This is a genomic window from Burkholderia sp. B21-005 (genome assembly GCF_020843965.1).
Lineage (GTDB): Bacteria > Pseudomonadota > Gammaproteobacteria > Burkholderiales > Burkholderiaceae > Burkholderia > Burkholderia ambifaria.
Map to the genome: position 1 here is coordinate 2393344 of NZ_CP086302.1, position 23543 is coordinate 2416886.

A 23543-nucleotide genomic window follows, 5' to 3' on the forward strand; every position below is an offset into this window, starting at 1 on the left:
GCTTTTGCGGATGCCGGCGATCGGCCGCTCGTCGCGCGAAGCCAATACCGGCGCGGGTTTGCGGCGATTGCCGAGGCCCGCACCACGCGACGGCCGGGCGAAACTGACAAAAAAGTCATGTTCACGTCAGGGTCCTAACCGGGTGCGCGCGCCATCATGGTGTTGCCGGACCGCGCTTCCCGGTACACCGCACCCGCCCGTCGCCGATCCCTGACGGGCACCTCCGTCCCCCGCGGTGTCCACGTGACTGAGCGAGCAGACACGGTGGCGCGGCCCGATTTTTCGCCCCGGACGTTCGCGTCCGGGGCGCTTTTGTCGCTGCTTTTTCAAGAAAATGCGCGTCGATTGTTTCTGATTCGGCAAAAGGTAATTTGAGCCAGACAGGATGTTTTTTCCGGTCACAGACGCTTACATTTACCGCACCACTCATGGAAACCGCTACGGATGCGCCCGCGGGTAGTGACATCCACTGCCACAGCCGCACCGCACGAGTTTTAGGAAACGGCAAAATGAAGGCCTCGAAATCCCTGCCTGCGCTCGATCCCGCCGACGTCCACGTCGAAATTCTCGAACGTTCCGATACGCTGCTCGTCGTCCGCTGGGTCGAACCCGGCCGCTGTCATTACGGCGAACAGCGCTGGCGGCGCCGCTTCGCGCAGCGCACCGGCACCTGCGCACTGTCGCGCCAGGTCATCCAGCGCGGCGACGAAGTATTCCGCCCGGCCGAGCGCCCGGCCCCCGCGAACGCGGCCGCGATGATCTCCGCCGCGGAAGTACTGGCTCTGGCGGGCAGCCGCTAAGGTCCGCCCGCCGCGTGCCAGGGCTGGCTGCGTGATACGCAGGCCCGCCCTAGAAGCGCCGGTCTAATTCCCCCGCTTGTCTGCCCCGCCTGCGCGGACTATCGTTACACCACTCAATGTAACGATTACGCGTCGTGGCGCATCGGCCACGCCGATGGAGGCAGACATGCATGCATGGAGCGCGCGCCACGTCCCGGCGCAAGGCGGCAAGGTCGCGGTCGTGACCGGCGCCAACAGCGGCCTCGGCTGGCAGATCGCGGAAACGCTGGCCGCCAAGGGCGCGACCGTCGTGATGGGCTGCCGCGATGCCGCACGCGCCGCACAAGCCGCGGATGCGATCCGCCGGCTCCATCCTGCTGCACGGGTCGAAGTCGATCCGCTCGACCTCGCCGATCTCGCGTCGATCCGGCGCTTCGCCGCCGACATCTCCGCGCGCCACGGCCGCGTCGACATCCTCTGCAACAACGCCGGCGTGATGTTCCTGCCGCTGCGGCACACGCACGACGGCTTCGAGATGCAGTTCGGCACCAACCACCTCGGCCATTTCGCGCTGACCGGCCATCTGCTGCCGGCGCTGTCCGCCGCGCGGCGGGCGCGCGTCGTGACGATGTCGAGCGGCTTCAACCGCGGCGGCCGGATCCGCGTCGACGACCTGCGGGCCGAGCATCGCTACAACCGTTATCTCGCCTACTGCGACAGCAAGCTCGCGAACCTCGTGTTCGCGATCGAGCTGCAGCGCCGCTTCCAGCGCGCGGCGTTCGCGGGAATCAGCGTCGCCGCGCATCCCGGCTACGCGGCGACCAACCTGCAGTTCGCGGGCCCCGCGATGGACAGTTCGCCCACCCGCGCCGCGCTGATGCGCGCGGCAAACCGTTATCTCGCGCAACCGGCCGATCAGGGCGCGTTGCCCGCGATCCACGCGGCGACGTCACCCGAGCTCACCGGCGGCGCGTACATCGGACCGTCCGGCTGGTTCGAGTCGCGCGGCCTGCCGGCGCCCGCGAGCGTGCCGCGCGCGGCGCGCGACGTGGCCGTGGCGGCACTGCTGTGGGAAGCGTCGGAGGCCGCGACGGGCGTGCGTTTCCTGAGCTCGGGCGCACCCGCCGGCCGGCCGCCGGGCACGCCGTTCGACACGACGGCCGAAGTGCGCTGAATTGCGCATTTTCTATCGCCATTCTTCATACTTATTGCATTTACGGAAACGAAAGGCCGATGAAAGCCTGATTCGCCGCGCCACTGTTACCAGCCAGGAAACAATTTATCGTCAAAATCGGCGTTTACCCTGAACCACCCGGTGACTAAGATTTAGTCAATCGCTGCAGACATGGTGTCGACAGCGAAGCCAATAAAACACCGGAGGTCATCATGAAATCGCTCGTTTCCGCAGTCGTTGCCGCTGTCGCCCTGTCCGCTTCGTTCAGCGCGTTCGCACAAAGCACCGTGACGCGCGCACAAGTGCGCAACGAACTCGTCCAGCTCGAACAAGCCGGCTACAAGCCGGGCGTGTCGAGCCCGTACTACCCGAACGACATCCAGTCGGCGGAAGCGCGTGTTCATGGTGCCGATGCCAGCGGCTACGGCGCGCAACCGGCTCCGGTCGTCCACTCGGGTGCCCCAGTTGCCGCAGCGTCGTCGAACGCTCGCGACTCGGTCTTCTTCGGCCAGTAAGCCGACGCGCCCCCGGCGGGCGCACCGCGCATCGCGCGATGAAGCTGGATCCGGACGAGCCCGTCTTGCGGGCTCGTCTTTTTTTGTGCAATGCATACCTCCGCCGCCCGGTAGCGGGTGGCTTCGCCCGGGCGCGTTGCGTCCGGGCGCTTTTTCCCCGGCGAGGTAGGCGTAACGAAGCGGTATGCGCCGATCAGCGCGCCGCGGCTGCCGCAGGCACCGTCCGTGACAGCACCCGCCACCGCGACAGCAGTTCGTCGCGATCGACGTAACATCCCTGCAGATGGCGGCGGCCCGTCGACGGATCGAACTCGGTGCGCGCGTGCAGCACGCGCCGGTTGTCGAACGCCCACATGTCGCCGGCCCGCAGCCGGCGCTGCACGCGAAAGCGCGGCTCGCGCGCGAGCGCGAGAAAACGCCGGTATGCACGATAGACAGCCACCACCGCATCGGCAGGCGCATCGAGCGGCCCGCGCAGGAAGTTCGCGACGCGCACCTCGGTCACGTTGCCGCGCGCATCGAGCCCGATCACCGGCGCCGAACAGCGGTAGTCACTGTCCGCACTCTTGTTCCAGAACTCGAACGGTGTCGAGGCAAGGTGCCCGAAATGGGTCGGATATTCGCGCCGCAGCGCATCCGCGAGCGCGAAGCCGTCGAGGAAGACGCTGTCTCCGCCCGTTGCGTCGTTCGCGAGGCAATGCAGGAACTGCACGCCCGGCTGCAATTCGCGCGTCGGCAGGTCGGTGTGCGGCGGCAGGTTGAGCGACGTATAGGCGTTGCTGTCCGGTCGCGGCTTCGATTCGACGTCGAACAGCACGCCGAAATTGCTTTCGCGAATCAGGCCGATACGACGCGCGATCTGGTCGACCCGGCCGCGTTCGGCCGGCACACCCTCGACAAGCGTCAGCCCCGTGCGCTGCAACGCGGCGAGCCACGCAAGCAACGCGCCGTCGTCCTCCATCACGTCACGCCATGCGAACACGCCGATCGCCGTCGCGTCGTCGCCGGTCCACACGTGCCGCCCGTGCGCGGCCTGACGCTCCGAGCGCGACGCAGCGTCGTAGGCATGCGCGCGCAACCATCCCGGCGACCAGGTACTGCGATGCCCGTCGTTCCACTCGACGTGCAGCGCGCCGTCGGTTTCGACATGCACGACGCGCGCCGACAGATCCTCGCGCGCGTCGGCGATCTCGAACACCTGTTCGCGCGTGACCGCATGCACGCACGCGGAACACGCGCAGTTGTCGCGCAACCAGTCGAAGTGAAACGGCGATCGGCGCGTGTCGCTCCACTCGACGTCCACCGCGCCATCGCCGATCGTCGCCGCCGCAATGGCTGCATCGACGGAGAAAGTCCGCCAGTCCTCGATACGGTGTTGCGCTGCCTGCATCGTTGCCTCCCGGAAACGCCCGCTACGCATGTGGTGCGAGCAGAAACTCGCCGACCATCCGGTGCATCCGCGCCGCCTGCGGGCTCGTTCCGAGCGCGCGCCAGCAGCCGTGCACCAGCCCCTTCCCCATCCAGTAACGCGCTGCGCCCCCGGCCGCGTGAATCCGTTCGACATAGACGCGCGCATCGTCGCGCAGCGGATCGTGTTCCGCGCCGATCGCGAGCACGGGCGGCAGCCCGTCGAAACGCGACGCCGCGAGCGGCACCGATGCACGCAGCAGCGGATCGCCATCGCCCGGCGCAATGTGTTGTTCCTCGCCCCAGTACAACGCGCGATAGCGATGGACGTCGTCGAGCGTCAGCATCGGCGCGTGCGCTTGCGTTTCGCGCGCCGGCGATTGCGGTTCGATGCCGAGCATCGGATACACGAGTGCGATCCCGTCGATACCGCCTTCGCCTGCATCGCGCAGCGCGGTCGCGACGGCGGCCGCGAGATTGCCGCCCGCGCTGTCGCCCGCGAGCGTCAGCGGTCGCGCGCACGAGCCGAACGACCAGCACGCATCGCGCGCGGCTCGCGTGACGGCCAGGCAATCCTCGAGCGCGGCCGGCGCGCGATGCTCGGGCGCGAGCCGGTAATCGACCGCGATCACGGCCAGCCCCGTGTCGGCCGCCAGTTGCGCGGTGATCAGCGCGTGACTGTCGAGCGAGCCGACGACGAACCCGCCGCCATGAAAGAACAGCACGGTGCCGCGCGGTTCGCCGTGAGCCGGCGCGTAGCGCCGCAGCGCGATCGCGTGGCCGTCCGGTGCGTGCCACACCGCATCGCGTTGCGCGATGTCGGGCGGCAATTCGGCGGGCGTCCATGCGGCCGCGAAACGATCGTAGAGGCGGCGTTGCTCGTCGGGCGAGCGCCCCGCCGCGCCGGCCGGATACGCCGCGTCGACAGCCGATACGAACGCCGCGATTTCCGGTTCGAGCATCGTGCGCGCCCCCGTCGTCGCCGGCGCTAGCGGCGCGGCGGCAGGCCGATCACGCGGCCCGCATATGCAGGCGCCGCGCAATCGCGCTGCAACGCATGCAGTTCGGCCACGCGCGCGGCGACGTCGTCGTCGAACGGCGCCGATTTCGCGCCGCCGCGCGTGTCGACGTGCAGCAGCATCTGCTCGCTCGCCGACACCGCGCCGTCGTGCCCATCCGCGAACAGTTCGAGATACAGGTGCAGCCGCTTCGCGTCGTGCGCGAACACCCGCGCATCGACGCGCACGCGCGTGCCTTCCTTGATCTCCTGCAGATAGTTCACGTGCGCTTCGAGCGTATAGACCGAACGGCCCCGCTCGCGACGCGCGGCGTCGTCGAGACCGATGCGCTCCAGCAGCGCATCGGTCGCGAAACTGAAGATCAGCAGATAGAACGCGTCGCGCAGATGGCCGTTGTAGTCGACCCACTCGGGCCGCACGACGTCGCGGTATATCGTCAGCGGGGTATCGCCGGTCATGTTCAATCAGTCCTCGAATCGCATTCCGTGCCGCGCCTTTACCGCGGCGATCGCCTTCAGCACCTCGGTAATGCACTCGTCGCGGTAGCGTTCGAGCTCCTTGATGCTGCGCGTGCCCTGCTGTTCGCTCGTGCCTGCGACGACGCTGTCGATCAGTTCGTCGGTCAGCGTCGGCGCGACCAGCTTCGTCCACGGCAGTTCGAGCGCGGGGCCGAACTGCTGCATGAAGTGTCGCATGCCCGCGTCGCCGCCGGCCAGCGTATAGGTCAGGAACGTGCCCATGAACGACCAGCGGATGCCCGCGCCGAAGCGGATCGCATCGTCGATCTCGCCGGTCGTCGCGACGCCTTCGTTGACGAGATGCAGCGCCTCGCGCCACAACGCCTCCAGCAGCCGGTCCGCGATGAAGCCCGGCACCTCCTTGCGCACGTGCAGCGGCCGCATGCCGAGCTTGCGATAGATCTCCATCGCCGCCTCGACCGCTTCCGGCGACGTACGCGCGCCGCCGAGCACCTCGACGAGCGGCAGCAGGTAGACCGGATTGAACGGGTGGCCGACCACGCAGCGCTCCGGATGCGTCGCACGTGCGTAGAAGTCGGTCGGCAGCAGCCCCGACGTCGACGATGCGATGATCGCGTCGGGCTTCGCGGCGCGGCTGATCTGTTCGTGCAGCTCGAGTTTCAGCGCCTCGCGCTCGGGCGCGCTTTCCTGGATGAAGTCCGCGTCGGCGACGCAGGCCTCGATCGTCGCCGCAAAGCGCAGCCGCGCGGGATCCGCGCCCGGCGCGAGGCCGACGCGTTCGAGCGCGGGCCACGCATTCGCGACGGTCGCGCGCAGCCGCTCCTGCGCGCCCGGCGCCGGGTCCCACACGACCACGTCGAGACCGTGCGCGAGCGCACGGCAAATCCATCCGCCGCCGATCACGCCGGTGCCGATCGCGGCGAACGTCTTGATGTCGGTCTTCACAGCCATGTCCACGCATCCTTCAAATCGAGGGGAATCGGACGGCGGCCGCCCTCGTGCGTGCCGCCGCAATGCATCACTGAATCAGCCGTCGAGGCTCACGCGAATTCGGTCGCCGCGCGGCGTTCGAGCAGACGCTCGCCGCGCGCCGGCAGGCCGAGCTTGCGACGCCCTTCGGCCGGCGTCAGCACGCGGGCGCCGAGCCGCTCGATGATTTCCCGCGCGCGCTCGACGAGCGTGCCGTTGGTCGCATGCACGCCGCGATCGAGCCAGATGTTGTCTTCGAGGCCGACGCGCACGTGACCGCCGAGCAGCATCGCCTGCGCGACCATCGGCATCTGCATGCGGCCGATCCCGAAGCCGGCCCAGTGCGCGCCCGGCGGCAGGTTGTCGACCATCGCCTTCATCGTGCCGGTATCGGCCGGTGCACCCCACGGAATGCCGAGGCACAGCTGGAACAGCGGCGGAACGTCGAGCAGCCCTTCCTTCAGCAATTGCTTCGCGAACCACAGATGGCCCGTATCGAAGATTTCCAGCTCCGGCTTCACGCCGAGTTCCTGGATGCGCTTGGCACCCGCGCGCAGTTGCGCGGGCGTCGACACGTAGATGTAGTCGCCGTCGCCGAAATTCAGCGTGCCGCAATCCAGCGTGCAGATCTCCGGCAGCAGTTCCTCGACGTGCGCGAGGCGCGTGAGGCCGCCGACGAGGTCGGTGCCCTTGCCGAAGCGCATCGGGTCCTCGCCCGGGCCGATTTCCAGATCGCCGCCCATGCCGGCCGTCAGGTTGATGATCACGTCGACGTCGGCCGAGCGGATCCGGTCGACCACTTCGCGGTACAGGTTCGGATCGCGGCTGCCGCGGCCCGTCTGCGGATCGCGGACATGGCAGTGCGCCACCGTCGCGCCGGCCTTCGCGGCTTCGATCGCGGCGGACGCGATTTCCTTCGGCGTGACCGGAATCGCCGGATGCTTGCCGACCGTATCGCCTGCGCCGGTGACCGCGCAGGTGATGATGACTTCGTGGTTCATGCTGACTGCCCTCGCTTGATTCGGATTGTGTCGCTCGATTTGTGTCGTACTACAGATGATTCGTCGCCGCGCGCTGCATGCATCGGGCGCGCGAGCCGTTACAGGCCGAGATAGGCCTTCACGGCAGGCAAGCCGTCCTTGCCGTCGAACGTCTTGACGCCGGCGAGCCACGCATCGAGCACCTGCGGATTCTTCTTCAGGTACGCCTTCGCGGCCTCGGCCGGCTTCGTCTTGTTCATCACCGACTGCATCAGCTGGTTCTCGAGCTGCGTCGAGAAGCGCAGGTTCTCGACGAGCTTGCCCGCGTTCGGGCAGCGCGAGATGAAGTCGGGCGCCGTCAGCGTGTACACGCGCGCTTCGCCATAGTTCGGGCCGAAGGACGCATCGCCGCCGGACAGGTAGTTCATGCTGATCTGGATGTTCATCGGATGCGGTTCCCAGCCGAGGAAGACGACCCACTTCTTCTCGCGGATCGCGCGCTCGACCGTCACGAGCATCCCTGCCTCGCTCGACTCGACCAGCTTGAAGCCGCCGAGGCCGTACTGGTTCGTATCGATCATCTTCTGGATCGTCGCGTTCGCGCTGCTGCCCGGCTCGATCCCGTAGATCTTGCCGTCGAGCTCGGCGCGGTGTTTCGCGATGTCCTCGAAGGTCTTCAGGCCGGCCTGATATTCATAGCTCGGCACCGCGAGCGTCGCCTTCGCGCCCGACAGGTTCGGCGGCTCGACCACGTTGATCGACTTGTTGTCGAGGAACGGCTGGAGCTGCTTTTGCTGCACCGGCCACCAGTAGCCGAGCGACACGTCGAGCTGCTTGCTCTTCAGGCCCGCGAACGAGATCGGCACCGATGCAATCGTCGTCGTCGGCTTGTAGCCGAGCCCCTCGAACACCGTCGAGGCGAGCGCCGTCGTGGACGTGATGTCGGTCCAGCCGATATCCGCGAAGCGTACGTTGCGGCAAGTCGCGGCATCCGTTTCGGCCTGCGCCGCGGTCGCGAACGCGCCGGTCGCCAGCACGGCCGCGACGAACGCGGCGATCTTTGTCGACTTCATGGTTTCTCCCTCCCGATTGGACCGATGTCCGACGGGTTCGCGGTGTGCGTCCCGGCCTGCATCGTGGGAGTAAAAGTAACGAGCCATATTGGCCGCGGGAAGACCGCCGGCGACCTGTTCTTGACTGTTTGCGACTATGGGTGGAAACCACTATGCGCGGGTAGGGGCTTGTGCCGCGAGGGTTTCTGGCGAATCCCGGAGAAAAGAGGTTTGTCCGGATGCGGCGTGGAAAGTAGGCCGGACGTGCGTTGCCGACGGCGCTCGCGCGGCGCGATGCGGTTTTCCGCCCCTGCGGGCGGGAACCGCCTCCCGAAGCGCTATCGCGGCACTTCGACGTAGGTTTCCCGGCAGATCTCGCGCAATGCCTGAACCAGCAAATCCCGCGTCGGCGCATGCGATTCGCCGGCGCGGGTGAACAGCGCGATGGGCGGCAGCGTCCAGACCAGCGAGTAAGGCACGATCGCGACGCCGGCGATGCGCACCATTTCTTCCGCGATATCGGCCGGCACGATCGATACTGCGTCGTCGCTCGACGCGATCATCTCGCCGATCAGCTTCGACGAGTAGCTTTCGACGATCGGCACGGGCGGCGCGATGCCCGCCGACAGGAACAGGTCGGTTACCTGCTCCCGCATCGGCGTATGCGGCGCGCCGAGGATCCAGTCCAGCGCGTGCAGCTTCTGCCAGTCGAGCTTTGTGCGGGCCAGTTTCGCCGCAAGACGCCGGCTCGCGATCATCCGCGGCTGTTGCTGGTACAGCACTTCAAAGGACACCTGCCCCAGATCGATCGCCGACGACGCCCGCCCGATCACCAGGTCGACGCTGTGGTCCTTGAGCTGCAGCAGCAGCTGGTCGCTGGTGCCTTCGTGGATCGTCACGGTCAGGCGCCGTTCCATCCGGGATTGCAGACGCTTGAGCGCGGCCGACAGCATCTGTCCCGAAATAAACGGAATCACGCCGATATGCAGATGCGCCGCATGGCCGGCCGCGACCGCCTCCATCTCGCGGGCGAGATGGTCGAGATCCTTCAGCATCGCCGTGGCCCGCTCGAGCACGACCGAACCGAGCGCGGTCGGGCGCATCCCGCGTGACGTGCGCTCGAACAGCGGCGTGCCGAACATGCTTTCCAGCTCGGACAGCGCGTTCGTCACGGCGGGCTGGCTGCTGGCCATGTGCTCCGCGACGCGCGTCAGCGACCCGTGCTGCTGGATCTGCAGCAACAGCATCAGGTGCCGCATCTTCAGGCGCGCGCCGAGCCGCCTGACCACGTCGTTCGCGTCGAATGTCATCGCCCGGCCACGCACCCATCATGAAAAAGTGATGGACCGATATTAAAACAGAATCATCTCCTTATGGCTGATCCCTAGAATCCTCCATGGATCGCGTCGGGACTGGCCTGGCGCGCACGCCCGGACCCAAAAAACATGAAACAGACAGAGACCCAGCAGCAGGCCGCGTACGACTATCACGAGTTTCCGACCCCGGGGAAGATCTCGGTCGTCGCCAGCAAGCCGCTCGTGACGCAGCGCGATCTCGCGCTCGCCTACACGCCCGGCGTCGCCAGCGTGTGCGAGGCGATCGCCGCCGATCCGCTGCAGGCGCGCCGCTTCACGAGCCGCGGGAATCTGGTGGGCGTGATCACCAACGGCACCGCCGTGCTGGGTCTGGGCAACATCGGCGCGCTCGCGTCGAAGCCGGTCATGGAAGGCAAGGCCGTGCTGTTCAAGAAGTTCGCGGGCATCGACGTGTTCGACATCGAGATCAACGAGACCGATCCGGACAAGCTCGTCGACATCATCGCGGGCCTGGAACCCACGTTCGGCGGGATCAACCTCGAGGACATCAAGGCGCCGGAGTGCTTCACGGTCGAGCGCAAGCTGCGCGAGCGCATGAAGATTCCCGTCTTCCACGACGACCAGCATGGCACCGCCATCACCGTCGCCGCCGCGTTCATCAACGGGCTGAAGGTGGTCGGAAAGTCGATTTCGGAGGTGAAGGTCGTGACGTCGGGCGCCGGCGCCGCGGCGCTGGCCTGTCTGGACCTGCTGGTCGACCTCGGGCTGCCGGTCGCGAACATCTGGGCGACGGATATCGAAGGCGTCGTCTATCGCGGCCGTACCACGCTGATGGATCCGGCCAAGGAACGCTTCGCGCAGCCAACCGACGCGCGCACGCTGGCCGACGTGATCGGCGGCGCCGATGTGTTCCTCGGGCTGTCGGTCGGCGGCATCCTGAGCGCGGACATGCTGAAGGCGATGGCCGCGCGTCCGCTGATTCTCGCGCTGGCCAATCCGACGCCGGAAATCTTCCCGGAACTGGCGCACGCCACGCGCGACGATGTCGTGATCGCGACGGGCCGCTCGGATTTCCCGAACCAGGTCAACAACGTCCTGTGCTTCCCGTACATTTTCCGCGGCGCACTGGATGTGGGCGCAACGACGATCACCCGCGAAATGGAAATTGCCGCGGTTCACGCAATTGCCGGCCTCGCGGAGGAAGAGCAGAACGACGTCGTCGCAGCGGCCTATGGTGGCGACGAAGTGTCGTTCGGTCCGCAATACCTGATTCCGAAGCCATTCGATCCGCGCCTGATCGTCCGTATCGCACCGGCCGTGGCCAAGGCGGCGATCGAAGGCGGCGTGGCGACGCGTCCGCTCGAGGATCTCGACGCGTATGTCGAGCAGCTGCAGCAGTTCGTCTACCACTCGGGCGCGTTCATGAAGCCGCTGTTCGCGACCGCGCGCCAGCTCGTGCGTGACGGCGGCAAGGCACGCATCGTGTTCACCGAAGGCGAGGACGAGCGCGTGCTGCGCGCGGTGCAGGTCATCGTCGACGAGAAGCTCGCGCGTCCGATCCTGGTCGGCCGTCCGGAGGTGCTGCTGGCGCGTATCGAGCGGTTCGGCCTGCGCCTGCGACTCGGTCAGGATGTCGAGGTGACCAATCCGGAATATGACGAGCGCTTCCCGCAATACTGGACGACGTACTGGGAACTGCGCTGCCGCGACGGCATTTCGAAGGAAATGGCGCGGGTCGAAATGCGGCGTCGGCTGACGCTGATCGGCGCGATGATGGTGCGGCTCGGCGATGCGGACGGGATGATCTGCGGGACGGTCGGTGAATATCACAATCACCTGCGGTTCGTGGACGAAGTGATCGGCAGGAAGCCCGATGCATCGACCTACGCGGCGATGAATATCCTGCTGCTCAATCAGCGGACGGTCGCGCTGGTGGATACGCACGTCAACGACAACCCCGATGCGGAGCAGATCGCGGAATTCACGATCGCCGCGGCGCGGCAGATGGAGTGGCTGAATCTGACGCCGAAGGCCGCGCTGCTGTCGCGGTCGAACTTCGGCTCGGGGAGCGCGGCTTCGGGCGTGAAGATGCGGCAGGCGCTGGAGATCATTCGCGCGCAGGCGCCGGATATCGAGGCCGATGGCGAGATGCATGGCGACTGCGCGCTCGATGAAGGGCTGCGGGCACGGCTGCTGCCGATGTCGCCGCTGAAGGGCGCGGCGAACCTGCTCGTGTGTCCGAACGTCGATGCGGGGAATATCGCCTATAACCTGCTCAAGACCGAAGCCGGCAGCAACGTTGCCGTGGGACCGTTCCTGCTCGGGGTCAATGCACCGGTGAACATTCTCACGTCGAGTGCGACGGTGCGGCGGATCGTGAACATGACGGCGTTGACGGTGATCGAGGCGAATCGGAACGTGGCTGCGTGATTGCTGTTGATGCAATCGCTTGACGCGGGTCGGCTGCGGCCGACCCCGTCGGGCGGCGGGCGGGAATCGTCACCGGATACGACCGGCAAGCCAATGCGATTGAACCAGCGCCCTACACAACCCGCTCCAGCGCACTTGCAAACCTCGCAACCGCGGCATCGACATCATGCAGTTTGTCGAGACCGAACAAGCCGATACGGAAGGTCTTGAAATCCGCCGGCTCGTCGCACTGAAGCGGCACGCCGGCCGCGATCTGCATGCCGACATCGGCGAATTTCTTGCCGGAGCGGATGTCGTCATCGTCCGTGTAACTGACCACGACGCCCGGCGCCTCGAAGCCTTCGGCGGCAACGCTCCTGAACCCCTTCTCGGCCAGCAGCGCACGAATCCGCGTGCCGAGTTCGAGCTGCTCCGCCCTCACCTTGTCGAAGCCGTACGCTTCGGTTTCCTTGATGACGTCGCGCAGCGTCGCGAGGCTGTCCGTGGGCATCGTCGCGTGGTACGCGAAGCCGCCGTTCTCGTAGGCTTCCATGATCTGCAGCCACTTGCGCAAATCGCACGCAAAACTGGTGCTGGTCGTCGCATCGATGCGCTCGCGGGCGAGCGGGCCGAGCATGACCAGCGCGCAACCCGGCGACGCGCTCCAGCCCTTTTGCGGCGCGCTGATCAGCACATCGACGCCGCTCTTCTCCATGTCGACCCAGATCGTGCCGGACGCAATGCAATCCAGCACGAACATGCCGCCGACCGCATGCACGGCGTCGGCCACCGCGCGCAGATAGGCATCGGGCAACATCATCCCGGATGCGGTTTCGACGTGCGCAGCGAAGACCAGATCCGGCTTGTGCTCGCGAATCGTGGCGACGACTTCGTCGATCGGAGCCGGTGCAAAGGCGGCTTGCCTTCCCGCTTCGACCGGGCGCGCTTTCAACACGATCTCTTCGGACGGAATGCTGCCCATGTCGAAAATCTGCGACCAGCGGTAACTGAACCAGCCGTTGCGGATGACCACGCACTTCTTGTTCGTCGCGAACTGCCGTGCCACGGCTTCCATGCCGAACGTCCCGCTGCCGGGGACGATGACGGCCGCCTTCGCGTTGTAGACTTTCTTCAGTGCGGCGGAAATATCGCGCATGACGCCCTGGAAGCGCTGCGACATGTGATTGATCGACCGGTCGGTGTACACCACCGAATATTCGAGGAGTCCGTCGCGGTCGACATCGGGAAGTAATCCTGGCACGTTCGCCTCCGGTAAAGGATGAGCCATGGGGTAAGAGCGAGCGGTATTGGTGACGCGATGCCTCCACGCCTGTGCAAATCCGCGTTTTTGATTCGACGACGACCGATTCTAACGAAAGCCGTCTGATGCTTGGGATTTTGGTGTGTTGTGGTGCGTCATGAGAACGGCACGGGATTGACCGCCGGCTCGTCCGGCGATTGGCGCTCACGTAAAGCCCACGCATCGAAACGCAACATCGTGAAACCGGGCTTGCTCTCCGATGACACGGGAACGTAATCTTCAATGGCACAGGCGGAGGTGGCGAACGATTCCGCCCGGGTTTCCTGACACGCCGCGATGAACATGAAAAGCCGTGCCCGCCCACCTACGGTCCAATCGCCGAGCAAGCCCGCTGCCGGCCCGCTTCGGTGGATCACCGGCCTCGCCGCGGTGCGCGGCTATCAATGGCCGTGGCTGCCGCACGATCTGCTTGCCGGCATCACGCTCAGCGCCGTTCTCGTGCCTGCCGGCATGGCGTACGCGAACGCAGCGGGCCTGCCCGCCGTCAGCGGCCTCTATGCATCGTTTGCCGCGATGCTTGCGTATGCGCTCTTCGGCCCGAGCCGCATCCTCGTTCTCGGCCCCGACTCCGCGCTGGTCGCATTGATCGCCGCAAGCATCGTGCCGCTTGCTCACGGCGATTCCACGCGCGCGCTGGCCCTTGCCGGGGCGCTTGCGATACTCACGGGCGCGATCTGCATCGCGGTCGGGGCGCTCAGGCTCGGATTCGTCACCGAGCTTCTGTCGCTGCCCATCCGGCACGGTTTCCTGAACGGCATCATGCTGACGATCAGCATCGGACAGCTGCCCAAGCTGCTGGGATACCAAGGCCATGGCGAATCGTTCGTCGAGAAGGTGCGCGACGTGATCGAAGGCATCGCGGCATCGAGGGTGAACGCGACATCGTTCGCGCTCGGCGTCGCCGCGCTCGTGCTGATCCTCGTCTTCAAACGGCTCTCGCCCAAAGTGCCCGGCGTGCTGCTCGCCGTGGCAGGCGCGACGGTGGTGGTGATGTGGTTCGATCTGTCCCGGCGTGCGGGCGTCGCGACCGTCGGCGCAGTCCCGCAAGGCCTGCCCGTACCGCGCATCCCGCACGTGACGCTCGACGACTGGCTGCATCTCGCGGGTGGCGCAGCGGCGATCGCGCTCGTTTCGTTCACGGATATCAGCGTGCTGTCACGTACCTACGAATTGCGCAACAACACCAGCGTGGACCGGAATCACGAATGCGTCGCGCTCGGGCTGTCGAACATCGCCGCCGGCTTGGTGCAAGGGTTCGCGGTGAGCGCGAGCGGCTCGCGCACCCCGGTCGCGGAGGCGGCGGGCGCGAAGACGCAGGCGACGGGCGTGGTGGCGGCCGCCGTCGTCGCTGCGCTGCTGCTGTTCGCGCCACGTGCGCTGTCGCACACGCCGCAATCCGCGCTGGCTGCCGTCGTGATTGCCGCATGCGTGAACATGATCGAGGTGCGGGGCGTCATGCGGCTTTATCGCCTGCGCAAGAGCGAGTTCGTGCTGGCGGTGGTGTGCTTCGTCGGCGTTACGGCCCTGGGTGTCGTGAACGGCATTGCACTGGCGCTGCTGCTCACCGTGCTGTCGTTTCTATGGCGTGCGTGGCGGCCTTACGACGCCGTGCTCGGGCGGGTCGACGGGATGAAAGGCTATCACGACGTGTCACGCCATCCGGAAGCGCGGCGCGTGCCCGGGCTCGTGCTGCTGCGCTGGGATGCGCCGCTCTTTTTCGCCAACGGAGAGATCTTTCGTGAGCGCGTGCTGCGCGCCGTCGACGAATCGCCGCGGCCCGCGCGCTGGATCGTCATCGCGGCGGAGCCCGTGACCGATATCGACCTGACCGCCGCCGATGTACTCGAACGGCTGCATGGCGAGCTGGCGGCGCGGCAGGTGAAGCTGGTCTTCGCGGAGCTGAAAGGCCCCGTCAAAGACAGCCTCAAGCATTACGGCTTGTTTGGCATGTTCGGCGAAAGCAACTTCTTTCCGACGATTGGTGAGGCGGTAAGCGGCTATCTGAAAACGCATCAGGTCGTGTGGCACGACTGGGAAGACGAAGCATCGGGCTGAAAACGGATCGCTCAGATCAATGCATTGCGTGATGGCCGGAGAGCCGTATCTGGGCCTCCGCCAGTGACAGCAAGCGCTTAAAACGCAAAAGGGACGATTCAGCGTGTGAAGTCCCGTCCGCTGCGCGCGAGCGTCTCGACGCGAATGCGCACGACGGGAAGCGTCGGAAGTCCCGCCGCTGCGGTGTAGTCTGATAGTCAGGTGCCACATCGGAGGCGATATGGAACGGGAGTTGAAGCTACGGGTTTCCGTCAAGGATCTCGACAAGCTGCGCCGCGCGCCATTGCTCGCGCGGTCCAACGGCGCCCAGGCGCCTCAGCTGCTGAAGAGCACGTACTTCGATACATCCGCGCTTGCATTTCACGGGTGCGGGGCTTCTCTTCGGGTACGCGCGGTCGGCAACGAGCGAATCCAGACGTTGAAGCTGGAAGGATCGGTACAGGCTGGTCTGTTCGAACGGGATGAGTTCGAGACGCCCGTCGACGGCGACCTCCCCGATCTGACGCGGCTGCGAGATCAAGCGCCCGCTGACAGCGACTGCGGCACGCTGGCTCGCGACGAGGCTACGGCGGCCCAGCTCCTGCCCGTATTCGTCACGCGAATCAAGCGTTCGGTTATACCGCTGCGCTTGCCGTCCGGCGATGAAGTCGAGGTTGCGCTCGACAAGGGAACCGTGGAGACGGAGTCGAATTCGGTCCCGATCGCCGCTGTCGAACTGGAGCTGAAACGGGGCCGGCCTGAAAGCCTTTACGGCGTCGCACTGGAATTGCTGGAAATCGTGCCGTTGCGCATCGATCACGAGAGCAAGGCCGATCTCGGCTACGGACTGCTGGTTGCCGAGCACCGCCCTGCCGTGAAGGCGCAACCGGTACAACTGAAGAAACGCGATTCGATCGAAGACGCCTTCTGCCGAATCGCGCGCAACTGTCTGGATCAGGTCCACGCCAATGAGCGTGGCGTCGAGTCCGGCCACGATCCGTCGAGCGTCCATCAGATGCGTGTGGGGCTGCGTCGTCTGCGTTCGGCGCTCGACCTGTTTGCGAAAGCGATTCCCGCGTACCCCGGCCTCGACGACGAGCTGCGCTGGATCGCCGCCGAGCTCGGCGCCGCGCGTGACTGGGAGGTACTTGCGGGAACGACGCTCGACCATGCCGGTACGAACGGCATTCCGGATGAGATCCATCCGGTGCGCGAAGCGTGCGAGCACATTGCCGTCGAGAACCGGCAGCGCGCGGCCGCGGCAGTCGGGTCGGTCCGCTACACACGGCTCGCGTTGCAGCTCGCGTCATGGTTGAGCCGAAAGGGCTGGCGACAGGGAATGTCCGACGAACGGCGCGATGCGCTCATGCAGCCGGCGAAGCCATTCGCCGGTGATGTTCTGCGTCGTCGGCACAGAAAACTGATCAAGCGTGGCAAGCGGCTGGCCGATCTGGATGATCATCGTCGCCACCGTGCCCGCATCGCGGCGAAGAAGGTGCGATACGCGACCGAATTCTTCGCGTCGCTGTGCCGCAAGCGGGCCGTCCGATCGTATGTCGACGCGCTGACCGCGCTTCAGGACGATCTGGGCTGGCGTAACGATGCCGTTGTCGCGGACAAGCTTCTGAAGGCGCTGCCCGATACGTCGCCTGACGCCGCGCCGGGCGCGGGCTTCGCGCGAGGCTTTCTGGCCGCGCGCGCCGCAGCCGATCATCAGACATTGAAGAAGCTGTGGAGCCGCTTCAAACGTCTGCCGCCACCGCACTGAATCGGCACAACGCTATCGCCACGCACAATCAGTACCGGTCAGACACCCCCTCGATCCCGCGCTCCTGCAGCGCGCGAACCAACCCGGCACGCACCGTCGCGACGTCGGAAAACGCCGGCCGTCGATGCGCAGCGACTTCGGCTGCCGTATAAGGCTTGAAATCGCGCGGCAGCGCCTCGCGGTTCATCGTCGTGAGCACCCAGTTGAGCACGTCGGCGAGATCCTGGTCCGACAGCGCCGAATTCGACGCACCCGGCACGCGCATCACGTACTCGCGCCCCGCCGGCAGATGCGTGAAATAACCGAGCGAGTTCGCAAGCGGCGGCACCTTGCCCGGAATGCCGCCGCCCGCCGCCGTGTGGCAGCCCATGCAGTTGAGCACCCAGTGCTGTCGCGCGAGCGTCGCATCGGCCGCGCCGTCGGCATGGGCGGGTACGGCAATCGCACACGCAGTGGCCGCGACCACCGTCAGCAACGAAAACAGACGGCGTGCAATGAACACCCAGATCCGCCACGCCGCCGCACGCCGGCCGCCACGCACGAGCCCGCCACGCCGCCGAATGCACCCGGCATTCACAGCCCCAGCCCCTTCGTCACGACGGCACGTTGCGCGTGAACGGCCGTGCCGTCCATCTCCTTCGCGCGCGCCGCGCGAATGTCGGCCGCCGTGAACGGCTTCGCGTCGCCGTGCTGGCCGTTGAGATCGAACACGACGTAGTTGAGCACGTTCGCGATGTCGTCATCGCTCGCGCTCGCGAACGACGGCATCTTGAAGTTGTAACGCTTGTCGTGCACGTTGATCTCGCCGAACATCCCGTGCAACAGCGTCGCGACGAGTTGCGCGCGGCCCGCGTCGGCCGTCGCGTACTTGCCCGGATACTCGGTCAGCGGCGGCGCGAGGCCGTCCTGTCCCTTGCCGCCCGCCTGGTGGCACACCGCGCACTGCGCGTCGAACAGGCTCTTGCCCGCCGGGTAATGGACGGCCTGCTGCGCACCGGCAAAACCCGGCAACGCAACACCCGCAACAGCCGCCACGCACGCGACAACGATCTTTCCAGCTTGCATTACTTTCATTGCTTTGCCGCCCCCAGCAGGACCGAAACCGAACAGTGGTAATTCGAATTGCCGTTCGCCATGCACCAGTTGATGTCGTTGTTCAGCGACAGCTTGTACAGCGGCTTCTCGCGCTCGTTGCGGTTGCAGAAGCACTTGCCGCACGACGTCTTGCCGCAACAGTCGTTGTACGACACGATGTAGTCCGAACCGTCGTGCGGATTGCGGCACGTGCCGATCCACGTGATCGGCGACGGCGTCGTGCCCGGCGGGCAGCTGCTCGACGTGCCGCCGCAGCAGCTGCACAGCCAGCCGTCGATCGCGCAGTACTTCCAGTAATCGCAGCTCATCGGATCGTCGCTCGCGCCCGACGCAGCGGCACCGGACGCCGCCGACGCGCCCGACGCCGCGTCGGCCGCATACGCGGTGCGATCGACCGGCAGCAGCGGCAGCATCGCCGAGCCCACCAGCACCTTGCCGAGCCTCGCCATCGCGCTGCGCCGCGAACTGTGCTGCGCGACGCCGCGCGCCGACCGTTCGAACCATGAATCAAACAGGCCCATGTGGTTGTTCTCCGTTGACGTTGAAAGAGGGTCGGCCGATCACGCGTGCTGCGCGTGCTCTTCGTGACCGCCGTGGTCGTGATCGCCATGAACGAACTGCTGCAGCGATGCGACGCCCCGCTCCTTCGCTTCGAACAGGCTCTCGAGATGCTCGCGCGTGTTGACGAGCCCCTTCGCACGCACGGTGCCGGTGTCGTCGAGCAGCACCGCGTACGGCAGCTTGCCGATCTGATACGCGAGGCCGAGCTCCTGCGACAGCACGTAAGGGAAGCGCGCGAGGTCGTGCTTCTGCGCGAAGCGCGTGTGTTCGTCGAGTTCGCCGTCGCTCGCGAGCACGATGTTCACCGGCGTCGATTCGCTCGCCTGCAGCGACGGCAACAGCGGCAGCAGCTTCTTGCAGACCGGGCACGTCGGCGACAGGAAGAACAGCAGCGTCGCCTTGCCCGCCGCGTCGATGCCGCCGACCTTGATCCGCGACCCGCGAATGTCGGTCAGCTCGAACGTCGGCGCGATCGCGCCGACCGCCGGGCCCTTGTCGATCATCAACGCGCCGGCCGGCATGATGCGTTCGTACAGGATGCCGATCTGGCGCACGAGCGCGAGGCAGATCGCGCCGAGCGCGAGGACGGCGATCCACAGCAACGCGGTGGAAACGGTGAGAGCGGTTTGCATCATGAATTCCTCAGATGTGAAAGGCGCGGGATGTTGGCGAGCAGCACGTCGACGGTGAGCAGCGCGCAGACGATCAGCAGCACGGAAGAGAACAGCGTCAGGTAGTCGAACCACACGATCGCGCGGCCGCCCGGCTCGACGAGCGCGGTCGCGGCCAGCGCGACGAGCAGCAGCACGCGCGCGACATGCAGCCAGCCGATGCCGCGCGGCGCATCCGCGCGCGCGGCGGCAAAGCCGGAACACCCGCAGTCGATGTCGGTGTGGCCGCGCAGGATGTTGATCGCCATGCCGACCGCGAAGACGAGCAGCAACGCGATCAGGCCGAGCGCGCCGGTCATGCGCGTATCGGGAAACAGCAGCGCCGCGGCACAGGCGGCTTCCGCGAGCGGAATCGCGAACGCGGCGGGCGCAGTGAGCGCATCGGGCAGCAGGCGATAGCCGGCGAGCGCTTGCCGGAACGCCGCCGGCCGGCGCATCTTCGCGAAGGCGCCGAGCAGCACGACGACGGCCGCGCCGGCTTGCGCGCTGGTGGCGAGTACGGGATCGAGCGTCATCGCGGCCTCACGGGTTCACGAGCAGCGTCGACGTACTGCCGATCTGCTTCTCGACGTGCTGCCGCTTGCCGGTGCGCGCGTCCATCACGACGAGGTCGGAGGTGCCCGTCAGCCCGTAGAACAGCGGCTTGTCGTCCTCGCTGACCTGGATCGACACGAGCGGATCGACCTTCTCCTGCGCGAGATCCCAGCGCGCGACGCGCTGTTTCGTCTTCAGGTCGTAGACCCACACCTGCGTGCCGGGATCCTTGTGCGTGCCGTCGCCGCCCTTGTGCATCAGCACGTAGTAGCGGTGCTGCTTCACCTGCACGGCCGTCTGCTGCATGCCGCCGGGGCGCCAGCCTTCGGCGCGTTCGGCGTCGGTCAGCAACGACCACGGCTTGCCGAACGCCGGCTTGTCGCCGCTGAAATCGGCGCCGCGCACGTTGCCGTGATACGTCGTGAACAGATAGCCGCCGTTGTAGCGCGACGCGTTGATGAAGGCCGGATCGTTGTCGACGTCGATGAACGCGTCGGACATCGTGCGCTTCACCTCCTTGCCGTTTGCGTCGAGTGTGACGGTCAGCGCCTTGCCGCTTTCGCACAGCGCGGTGAAGCGGTCGTTCCCCGACGGATACGCGAGCACGCACGCCGCGGTGTCGATCTCCGACAGCACCTTCTTCGACACGGCATCGATCACCGTCACCGACGCGGCCGGCGTGATGTTCGCGACGTACAGCCGCTTGCCGTCCGCGCTGAACGCGGTGTTGTACGGCGACGGCACGTGCTGCCCGTGCTTCGCCGGAATCACGATCTCGCCGGTGTGATCGAGCGTCGTGTTGTCGGTCATCTCGACGACGTCGGTGCGCGTGCCGTGCGAGCCGCGCGAGAAATAGGTCGTCGCAATGAAGCTCGTCTTGTGGTCGGGCGAGATCGCGAGGCCGGGCGCGAAGCCGCCGTCGATCTGGCCGAGCAGCTTCTTCGCGTCGGCGTCGTACACGTAGATGCGCCCGTCGGTCATCGTCGGCATCGCGACGTCGACGACGTACACCTCGTGCGGATGCCACGGCGGCATCTTTTGCACGACGAGTTCCTCGGGCTTTTCCGTCGCGTTCGCGCTGCCGGCCCACGCCGCCGCGAACGCCAGCGTCGCCGCGCAAACCGCGGTGCGTCGCCTTGCTCTCATGTCGCCTCCAGTTGGGATTCACGTTATGTGGGGCGACTGTAGTTCGACAATAAATCGGTTCAGCACCCGGACCGGCAACGCGTGCGTGCCGATTCGGGACATTGGAAAACCACCTGAAAGGCACCGCGGGTCGACACCTTCCGACCCCTCAAAAACCCCTGCCCGAATAGCGCTCGTCCGTATTGCGCCGACCGTTTGGTCGGTTTAATCTTGCGCGGTCCGAACGACCACCGGAGGCGCCGTGCTCGTGTTTCACCAGAGGTTCGACGACGCAGACCAGCATGCCGAGGCGCTGCGCGGCTGGGATCAGCGTTACGACCAGATCGGCTCCGGCTCGTATCGCAGTGCAGTCAAGCACGCGGTGCTCGACGGCGTGCAGCTGTTCCAGGAAACGGCGAACGTGCGCATCATCCAGCGCGGGCGCCTGCCGCCCGGCCATACGGTGTTCGGGATGCCGCTCACCGGCTCGGGCACCTTCGCATTCGGCGATGCGCGCATGGAGCGCGGCACGATCGTGATGGCACGCGGCGGCGCGCCTTTCGAACTCCATTCGCCGGACGACATGTCGCTGATCGGCGTGGTCGTCGATGCGACGCTGATGCAGCAGATCGAGGATGCCGCCGATGTCCGGCTCGACGAGCGCGCGCTGCGGCGCGGCGTCGTCGACGTGCCGGTCACCGCGCGCGAACGCGCAAGCGTCCAGCTCGCGACGCTGCTCGAGCGCGTGCTGTCGGCACCCGATACGTTCGACGCGGCGCGTGCGCAGTCCGAACTGCGCGGCGAAGTCGGCAACGTGCTCGTCGATCTCCTCACGTACCGGATGCCCGAGCCGCCAAACCGTCTCACGCATGCGTGCCACGCCGACATCGTGCGCCGCGTGCACGACTACGTGATCGAGCATCCGGAGGCGCCCGTCGACATCCTGAGCCTGTGCACGCAACTGCGCGTGAGCCGGCGCACGATGCAGAACAGCTTCCAGTCGGTGGTGCAAACTGGCCCGCTGAACTACACGCGCTCGCTGCGCCTCGCGCAGGTGCGGCGCCTGCTGCTCGACACGCGGCAGTCCGACCTGCCGATCAGCGAAGCGGCCGCGCGCTGGGGGTTCATCCACCTCGGGCACTTTGCGAATGCCTACAAGGCCCAGTTCGGCGAACTGCCTTCGACGACGGCGCGCCGGACGGTGCGCGGCGCAAAAACGCGCTGACCGCCCGCAAAACCCGCGATAATCCCGTGTTGAACGTTCGGCTCCCGCGAGCCGGGCGCGGTGTGCACCTGTCTGGCCGCTCGCCGCACCGTGCCGCGCGGTACGCGACGCCCACCCGATTCCACCCCACGCCCCGATGCCAGAGGATTTCCATTTCCTGTTGCTGCCCGGCTTCTCCGCGCTCGGCTTCATGTCCGCGGTCGAACCGTTGCGCGTCGCGAACCGGTTTCGCACCGAGTTGTACCGCTGGCACGTGATCAGCGCGGACGGCGCGCCCGTCGCCGCGAGCAACGGCATTCCGGTCGCGGCCGAAGCCGCGTGCGCGGACGTCGCGCAGGTCGACACGGTGTTCGTGGTCGCGGGCTTCGATCCGCTCGTGTGCTACGACCGCGCGCTCGCCGACTGGCTGCGCCGCCAGAATCGCCATGGCGCGACGCTCGGCGGCATCGACACCGGTAGCTTCGTGCTCGCGGAAGCCGGGCTGTTCGACGCATCGCAAACGCTCACGCTGCACTGGGAAGCGCTTGCCGCGTTCCGCGAACGCTACCCGGGCCTGAACGTGACGCAGGAGCTGTTCGAGATCGGCGAGCGGCGCATCACCTGCGCGGGCGGCACCGCGTCGATCGACATGATGCTCGACCTGATCGGCCGGCGGCACGGCGCCGAGCTCGCGGCGGCGATCTCCGAGCAGTTCGTCGTCAGCCGCATCCGGCAGCGTTCGGACAGCCAGCGGCTCGAGATCGCCGCGCGCTACGGCGTGCACAACCGCAAGCTGATCCAGGTGATCGGCACGATGCAGCGGCACATGGAGAACCCGCTCGGCTCCGACGCACTCGCGCAGGAGATATCGGTCACGCGGCGTCAGCTCGAACGGCTGTTCAGCGCGACGCTGAACGACACGCCGACGCACTTCTACCTGAACCTGCGCCTCGACCGCGCGCGCGAGCTGCTGCAGCAGACCGACATGAGCATCACGTCGGTGTGCGTCGCGTGCGGCTTCGAATCGCCGTCGCATTTCTCGCGCACGTACCGCTCGCGTTTCGGCGTGAGCCCGCGCAGCGACCGCCGCGCGACGCGCTGAACGGCGCCGCTTTTGCGTACAATCCGGCG

Annotated in this window: 23 protein-coding genes; 8 read left to right on the forward strand and 15 right to left on the reverse strand. The window is 66.6% G+C overall.

Annotation, left to right across the window (positions count from 1 at the left end):
* Positions 1 to 509: 509 nt before the first annotated feature.
* The 3 genes from LMA02_RS27290 (at position 510) to LMA02_RS27300 (ending at position 2468) form a co-directional block, all read left to right on the forward strand.
* Positions 510 to 800, forward strand: coding sequence for a DUF3331 domain-containing protein (locus LMA02_RS27290; RefSeq protein ID WP_006749506.1), 291 nt, complete (start codon positions 510 to 512; stop codon positions 798 to 800).
* A gap of 166 nt (positions 801 to 966) precedes the next feature.
* A complete protein-coding gene (locus LMA02_RS27295) occupies positions 967 to 1953 on the forward strand; it encodes an oxidoreductase (protein ID WP_228908270.1) in 987 nt (328 codons plus the stop codon).
* Between the two features lie 212 nt (positions 1954 to 2165).
* Positions 2166 to 2468, forward strand: a complete 303-nt coding sequence (locus LMA02_RS27300; protein WP_228908271.1) for a DUF4148 domain-containing protein — start codon at positions 2166 to 2168, stop codon at positions 2466 to 2468.
* A 193-nt stretch (positions 2469 to 2661) separates the two neighbouring features.
* Here the strand turns inward: LMA02_RS27300 and LMA02_RS27305 are convergent, their stop codons facing one another.
* The 7 genes from LMA02_RS27305 to LMA02_RS27335 all read right to left on the reverse strand — a co-directional run bounded on the left by LMA02_RS27305 (position 2662) and on the right by LMA02_RS27335 (position 9684).
* The gene (locus LMA02_RS27305) at positions 2662 to 3858 is read right to left on the reverse strand and encodes a TauD/TfdA family dioxygenase (RefSeq protein WP_228908272.1); all 1197 of its coding nucleotides are present in this window, start codon (positions 3856 to 3858) and stop codon (positions 2662 to 2664) included.
* 22 nt (positions 3859 to 3880) lie between these two features.
* Positions 3881 to 4837: an alpha/beta hydrolase gene (locus tag LMA02_RS27310; protein ID WP_228908273.1), complete on the reverse strand. Its 957-nt coding sequence runs from the start codon at positions 4835 to 4837 to the stop codon at positions 3881 to 3883.
* A gap of 26 nt (positions 4838 to 4863) precedes the next feature.
* Positions 4864 to 5352, reverse strand: a complete 489-nt coding sequence (locus tag LMA02_RS27315; RefSeq protein ID WP_126225925.1) for a thioesterase family protein — start codon at positions 5350 to 5352, stop codon at positions 4864 to 4866.
* A 6-nt stretch (positions 5353 to 5358) separates the two neighbouring features.
* Complete coding sequence (locus tag LMA02_RS27320; RefSeq protein WP_006749512.1) at positions 5359 to 6324, reverse strand: L-carnitine dehydrogenase; 966 nt, start codon at positions 6322 to 6324, stop codon at positions 5359 to 5361.
* A gap of 89 nt (positions 6325 to 6413) precedes the next feature.
* Positions 6414 to 7343: a 3-keto-5-aminohexanoate cleavage protein gene (locus LMA02_RS27325; RefSeq protein ID WP_228908274.1), complete on the reverse strand. Its 930-nt coding sequence runs from the start codon at positions 7341 to 7343 to the stop codon at positions 6414 to 6416.
* A 98-nt stretch (positions 7344 to 7441) separates the two neighbouring features.
* Positions 7442 to 8395, reverse strand: coding sequence for a choline ABC transporter substrate-binding protein (locus tag LMA02_RS27330; RefSeq protein ID WP_228908275.1), 954 nt, complete (start codon positions 8393 to 8395; stop codon positions 7442 to 7444).
* 317 nt (positions 8396 to 8712) lie between these two features.
* Positions 8713 to 9684, reverse strand: a complete 972-nt coding sequence (locus LMA02_RS27335) for a LysR substrate-binding domain-containing protein (RefSeq protein WP_166721821.1) — start codon at positions 9682 to 9684, stop codon at positions 8713 to 8715.
* A gap of 135 nt (positions 9685 to 9819) precedes the next feature.
* On the opposite strand from LMA02_RS27335, the gene LMA02_RS27340 reads away from it, so the two are divergent.
* The gene (locus LMA02_RS27340) at positions 9820 to 12120 is read left to right on the forward strand and encodes an NADP-dependent malic enzyme (protein WP_228908276.1); all 2301 of its coding nucleotides are present in this window, start codon (positions 9820 to 9822) and stop codon (positions 12118 to 12120) included.
* A gap of 112 nt (positions 12121 to 12232) precedes the next feature.
* On the opposite strand, the gene LMA02_RS27345 is transcribed toward LMA02_RS27340, so the two are convergent.
* Together LMA02_RS27345 and LMA02_RS27350 are read right to left on the reverse strand one after the other, a co-directional pair.
* On the reverse strand, positions 12233 to 13360 hold the full coding sequence (locus LMA02_RS27345; RefSeq protein WP_228908277.1) for an aminotransferase class V-fold PLP-dependent enzyme: 1128 nt from the start codon (positions 13358 to 13360) through the stop codon (positions 12233 to 12235).
* Positions 13361 to 13515: 155 nt separating this feature from the next.
* On the reverse strand, positions 13516 to 13704 hold the full coding sequence (locus LMA02_RS27350; protein WP_228908278.1) for a hypothetical protein: 189 nt from the start codon (positions 13702 to 13704) through the stop codon (positions 13516 to 13518).
* Here LMA02_RS27350 and LMA02_RS27355 point away from each other — a divergent pair.
* The gene (locus LMA02_RS27355; protein ID WP_228908279.1) at positions 13697 to 15475 is read left to right on the forward strand and encodes a SulP family inorganic anion transporter; all 1779 of its coding nucleotides are present in this window, start codon (positions 13697 to 13699) and stop codon (positions 15473 to 15475) included. The two genes, LMA02_RS27350 and LMA02_RS27355, sit on opposite strands and share 8 nt — an antisense overlap.
* Before the next feature lie 220 nt (positions 15476 to 15695).
* Positions 15696 to 17222 carry a CYTH and CHAD domain-containing protein gene (locus LMA02_RS27360; protein WP_228908280.1) on the forward strand — a complete coding sequence of 509 codons (1527 nt, stop codon included), beginning with the start codon at positions 15696 to 15698 and terminating at the stop codon, positions 17220 to 17222.
* A gap of 28 nt (positions 17223 to 17250) precedes the next feature.
* Here LMA02_RS27360 and LMA02_RS27365 read toward each other — a convergent pair whose 3' ends face one another.
* Genes LMA02_RS27365 through LMA02_RS27390 form a run of 6 tightly spaced genes read right to left on the reverse strand, consistent with a single transcriptional unit; the run spans position 17251 to position 21229 of the window.
* A complete protein-coding gene (locus LMA02_RS27365; RefSeq protein ID WP_416378676.1) occupies positions 17251 to 17799 on the reverse strand; it encodes a c-type cytochrome in 549 nt (182 codons plus the stop codon).
* On the reverse strand, positions 17796 to 18296 hold the full coding sequence (locus LMA02_RS27370) for a c-type cytochrome (RefSeq protein ID WP_228908282.1): 501 nt from the start codon (positions 18294 to 18296) through the stop codon (positions 17796 to 17798). The genes LMA02_RS27365 and LMA02_RS27370 overlap by 4 nt, the downstream gene beginning before the upstream one ends.
* Positions 18293 to 18838, reverse strand: coding sequence for a methylamine dehydrogenase light chain (locus tag LMA02_RS27375; protein WP_006749522.1), 546 nt, complete (start codon positions 18836 to 18838; stop codon positions 18293 to 18295). Before LMA02_RS27375 ends, LMA02_RS27370 begins: the two co-directional genes overlap by 4 nt.
* Positions 18839 to 18877: 39 nt before the next feature.
* Positions 18878 to 19513, reverse strand: a complete 636-nt coding sequence (gene mauD / locus LMA02_RS27380; RefSeq protein WP_165753618.1) for a methylamine dehydrogenase accessory protein MauD — start codon at positions 19511 to 19513, stop codon at positions 18878 to 18880.
* Complete coding sequence (locus tag LMA02_RS27385) at positions 19510 to 20064, reverse strand: MauE/DoxX family redox-associated membrane protein (protein ID WP_228908283.1); 555 nt, start codon at positions 20062 to 20064, stop codon at positions 19510 to 19512. The genes mauD and LMA02_RS27385 overlap by 4 nt, the downstream gene beginning before the upstream one ends.
* Before the next feature lie 7 nt (positions 20065 to 20071).
* Positions 20072 to 21229 carry an amine dehydrogenase large subunit gene (locus LMA02_RS27390; protein WP_228908284.1) on the reverse strand — a complete coding sequence of 386 codons (1158 nt, stop codon included), beginning with the start codon at positions 21227 to 21229 and terminating at the stop codon, positions 20072 to 20074.
* 241 nt (positions 21230 to 21470) lie between these two features.
* Between LMA02_RS27390 and LMA02_RS27395 the strand changes: the two genes are divergently transcribed.
* On the forward strand, positions 21471 to 22433 hold the full coding sequence (locus tag LMA02_RS27395) for a helix-turn-helix domain-containing protein (RefSeq protein WP_228908285.1): 963 nt from the start codon (positions 21471 to 21473) through the stop codon (positions 22431 to 22433).
* Between the two features lie 136 nt (positions 22434 to 22569).
* The gene (locus tag LMA02_RS27400) at positions 22570 to 23514 is read left to right on the forward strand and encodes a GlxA family transcriptional regulator (RefSeq protein ID WP_011659450.1); all 945 of its coding nucleotides are present in this window, start codon (positions 22570 to 22572) and stop codon (positions 23512 to 23514) included.
* The last annotated feature ends 29 nt before the right edge of the window (positions 23515 to 23543 follow it).

Coding starts and splice junctions, on each gene's coding strand:
- LMA02_RS27340 (WP_228908276.1), top strand. CDS start 9,820: ATGAAACAGACAGAGACCCAGCAGCAGGCCGCGTACGACTATCACGAG.
- LMA02_RS27305 (WP_228908272.1), bottom strand. CDS start 3,858: ATGCAGGCAGCGCAACACCGTATCGAGGACTGGCGGACTTTCTCCGTC.
- LMA02_RS27295 (WP_228908270.1), top strand. CDS start 967: ATGCATGCATGGAGCGCGCGCCACGTCCCGGCGCAAGGCGGCAAGGTC.
- LMA02_RS27370 (WP_228908282.1), bottom strand. CDS start 18,296: ATGAAAGTAATGCAAGCTGGAAAGATCGTTGTCGCGTGCGTGGCGGCT.
- LMA02_RS27355 (WP_228908279.1), top strand. CDS start 13,697: ATGAACATGAAAAGCCGTGCCCGCCCACCTACGGTCCAATCGCCGAGC.
- LMA02_RS27360 (WP_228908280.1), top strand. CDS start 15,696: ATGGAACGGGAGTTGAAGCTACGGGTTTCCGTCAAGGATCTCGACAAG.
- LMA02_RS27390 (WP_228908284.1), bottom strand. CDS start 21,229: ATGAGAGCAAGGCGACGCACCGCGGTTTGCGCGGCGACGCTGGCGTTC.
- LMA02_RS27290 (WP_006749506.1), top strand. CDS start 510: ATGAAGGCCTCGAAATCCCTGCCTGCGCTCGATCCCGCCGACGTCCAC.
- LMA02_RS27375 (WP_006749522.1), bottom strand. CDS start 18,838: ATGGGCCTGTTTGATTCATGGTTCGAACGGTCGGCGCGCGGCGTCGCG.
- LMA02_RS27350 (WP_228908278.1), bottom strand. CDS start 13,704: ATGTTCATCGCGGCGTGTCAGGAAACCCGGGCGGAATCGTTCGCCACC.
- LMA02_RS27335 (WP_166721821.1), bottom strand. CDS start 9,684: ATGACATTCGACGCGAACGACGTGGTCAGGCGGCTCGGCGCGCGCCTG.
- mauD (WP_165753618.1), bottom strand. CDS start 19,513: ATGATGCAAACCGCTCTCACCGTTTCCACCGCGTTGCTGTGGATCGCC.
- LMA02_RS27325 (WP_228908274.1), bottom strand. CDS start 7,343: ATGAACCACGAAGTCATCATCACCTGCGCGGTCACCGGCGCAGGCGAT.
- LMA02_RS27315 (WP_126225925.1), bottom strand. CDS start 5,352: ATGACCGGCGATACCCCGCTGACGATATACCGCGACGTCGTGCGGCCC.
- LMA02_RS27385 (WP_228908283.1), bottom strand. CDS start 20,064: ATGACGCTCGATCCCGTACTCGCCACCAGCGCGCAAGCCGGCGCGGCC.
- LMA02_RS27320 (WP_006749512.1), bottom strand. CDS start 6,324: ATGGCTGTGAAGACCGACATCAAGACGTTCGCCGCGATCGGCACCGGC.
- LMA02_RS27400 (WP_011659450.1), top strand. CDS start 22,570: ATGCCAGAGGATTTCCATTTCCTGTTGCTGCCCGGCTTCTCCGCGCTC.
- LMA02_RS27330 (WP_228908275.1), bottom strand. CDS start 8,395: ATGAAGTCGACAAAGATCGCCGCGTTCGTCGCGGCCGTGCTGGCGACC.
- LMA02_RS27300 (WP_228908271.1), top strand. CDS start 2,166: ATGAAATCGCTCGTTTCCGCAGTCGTTGCCGCTGTCGCCCTGTCCGCT.
- LMA02_RS27310 (WP_228908273.1), bottom strand. CDS start 4,837: ATGCTCGAACCGGAAATCGCGGCGTTCGTATCGGCTGTCGACGCGGCG.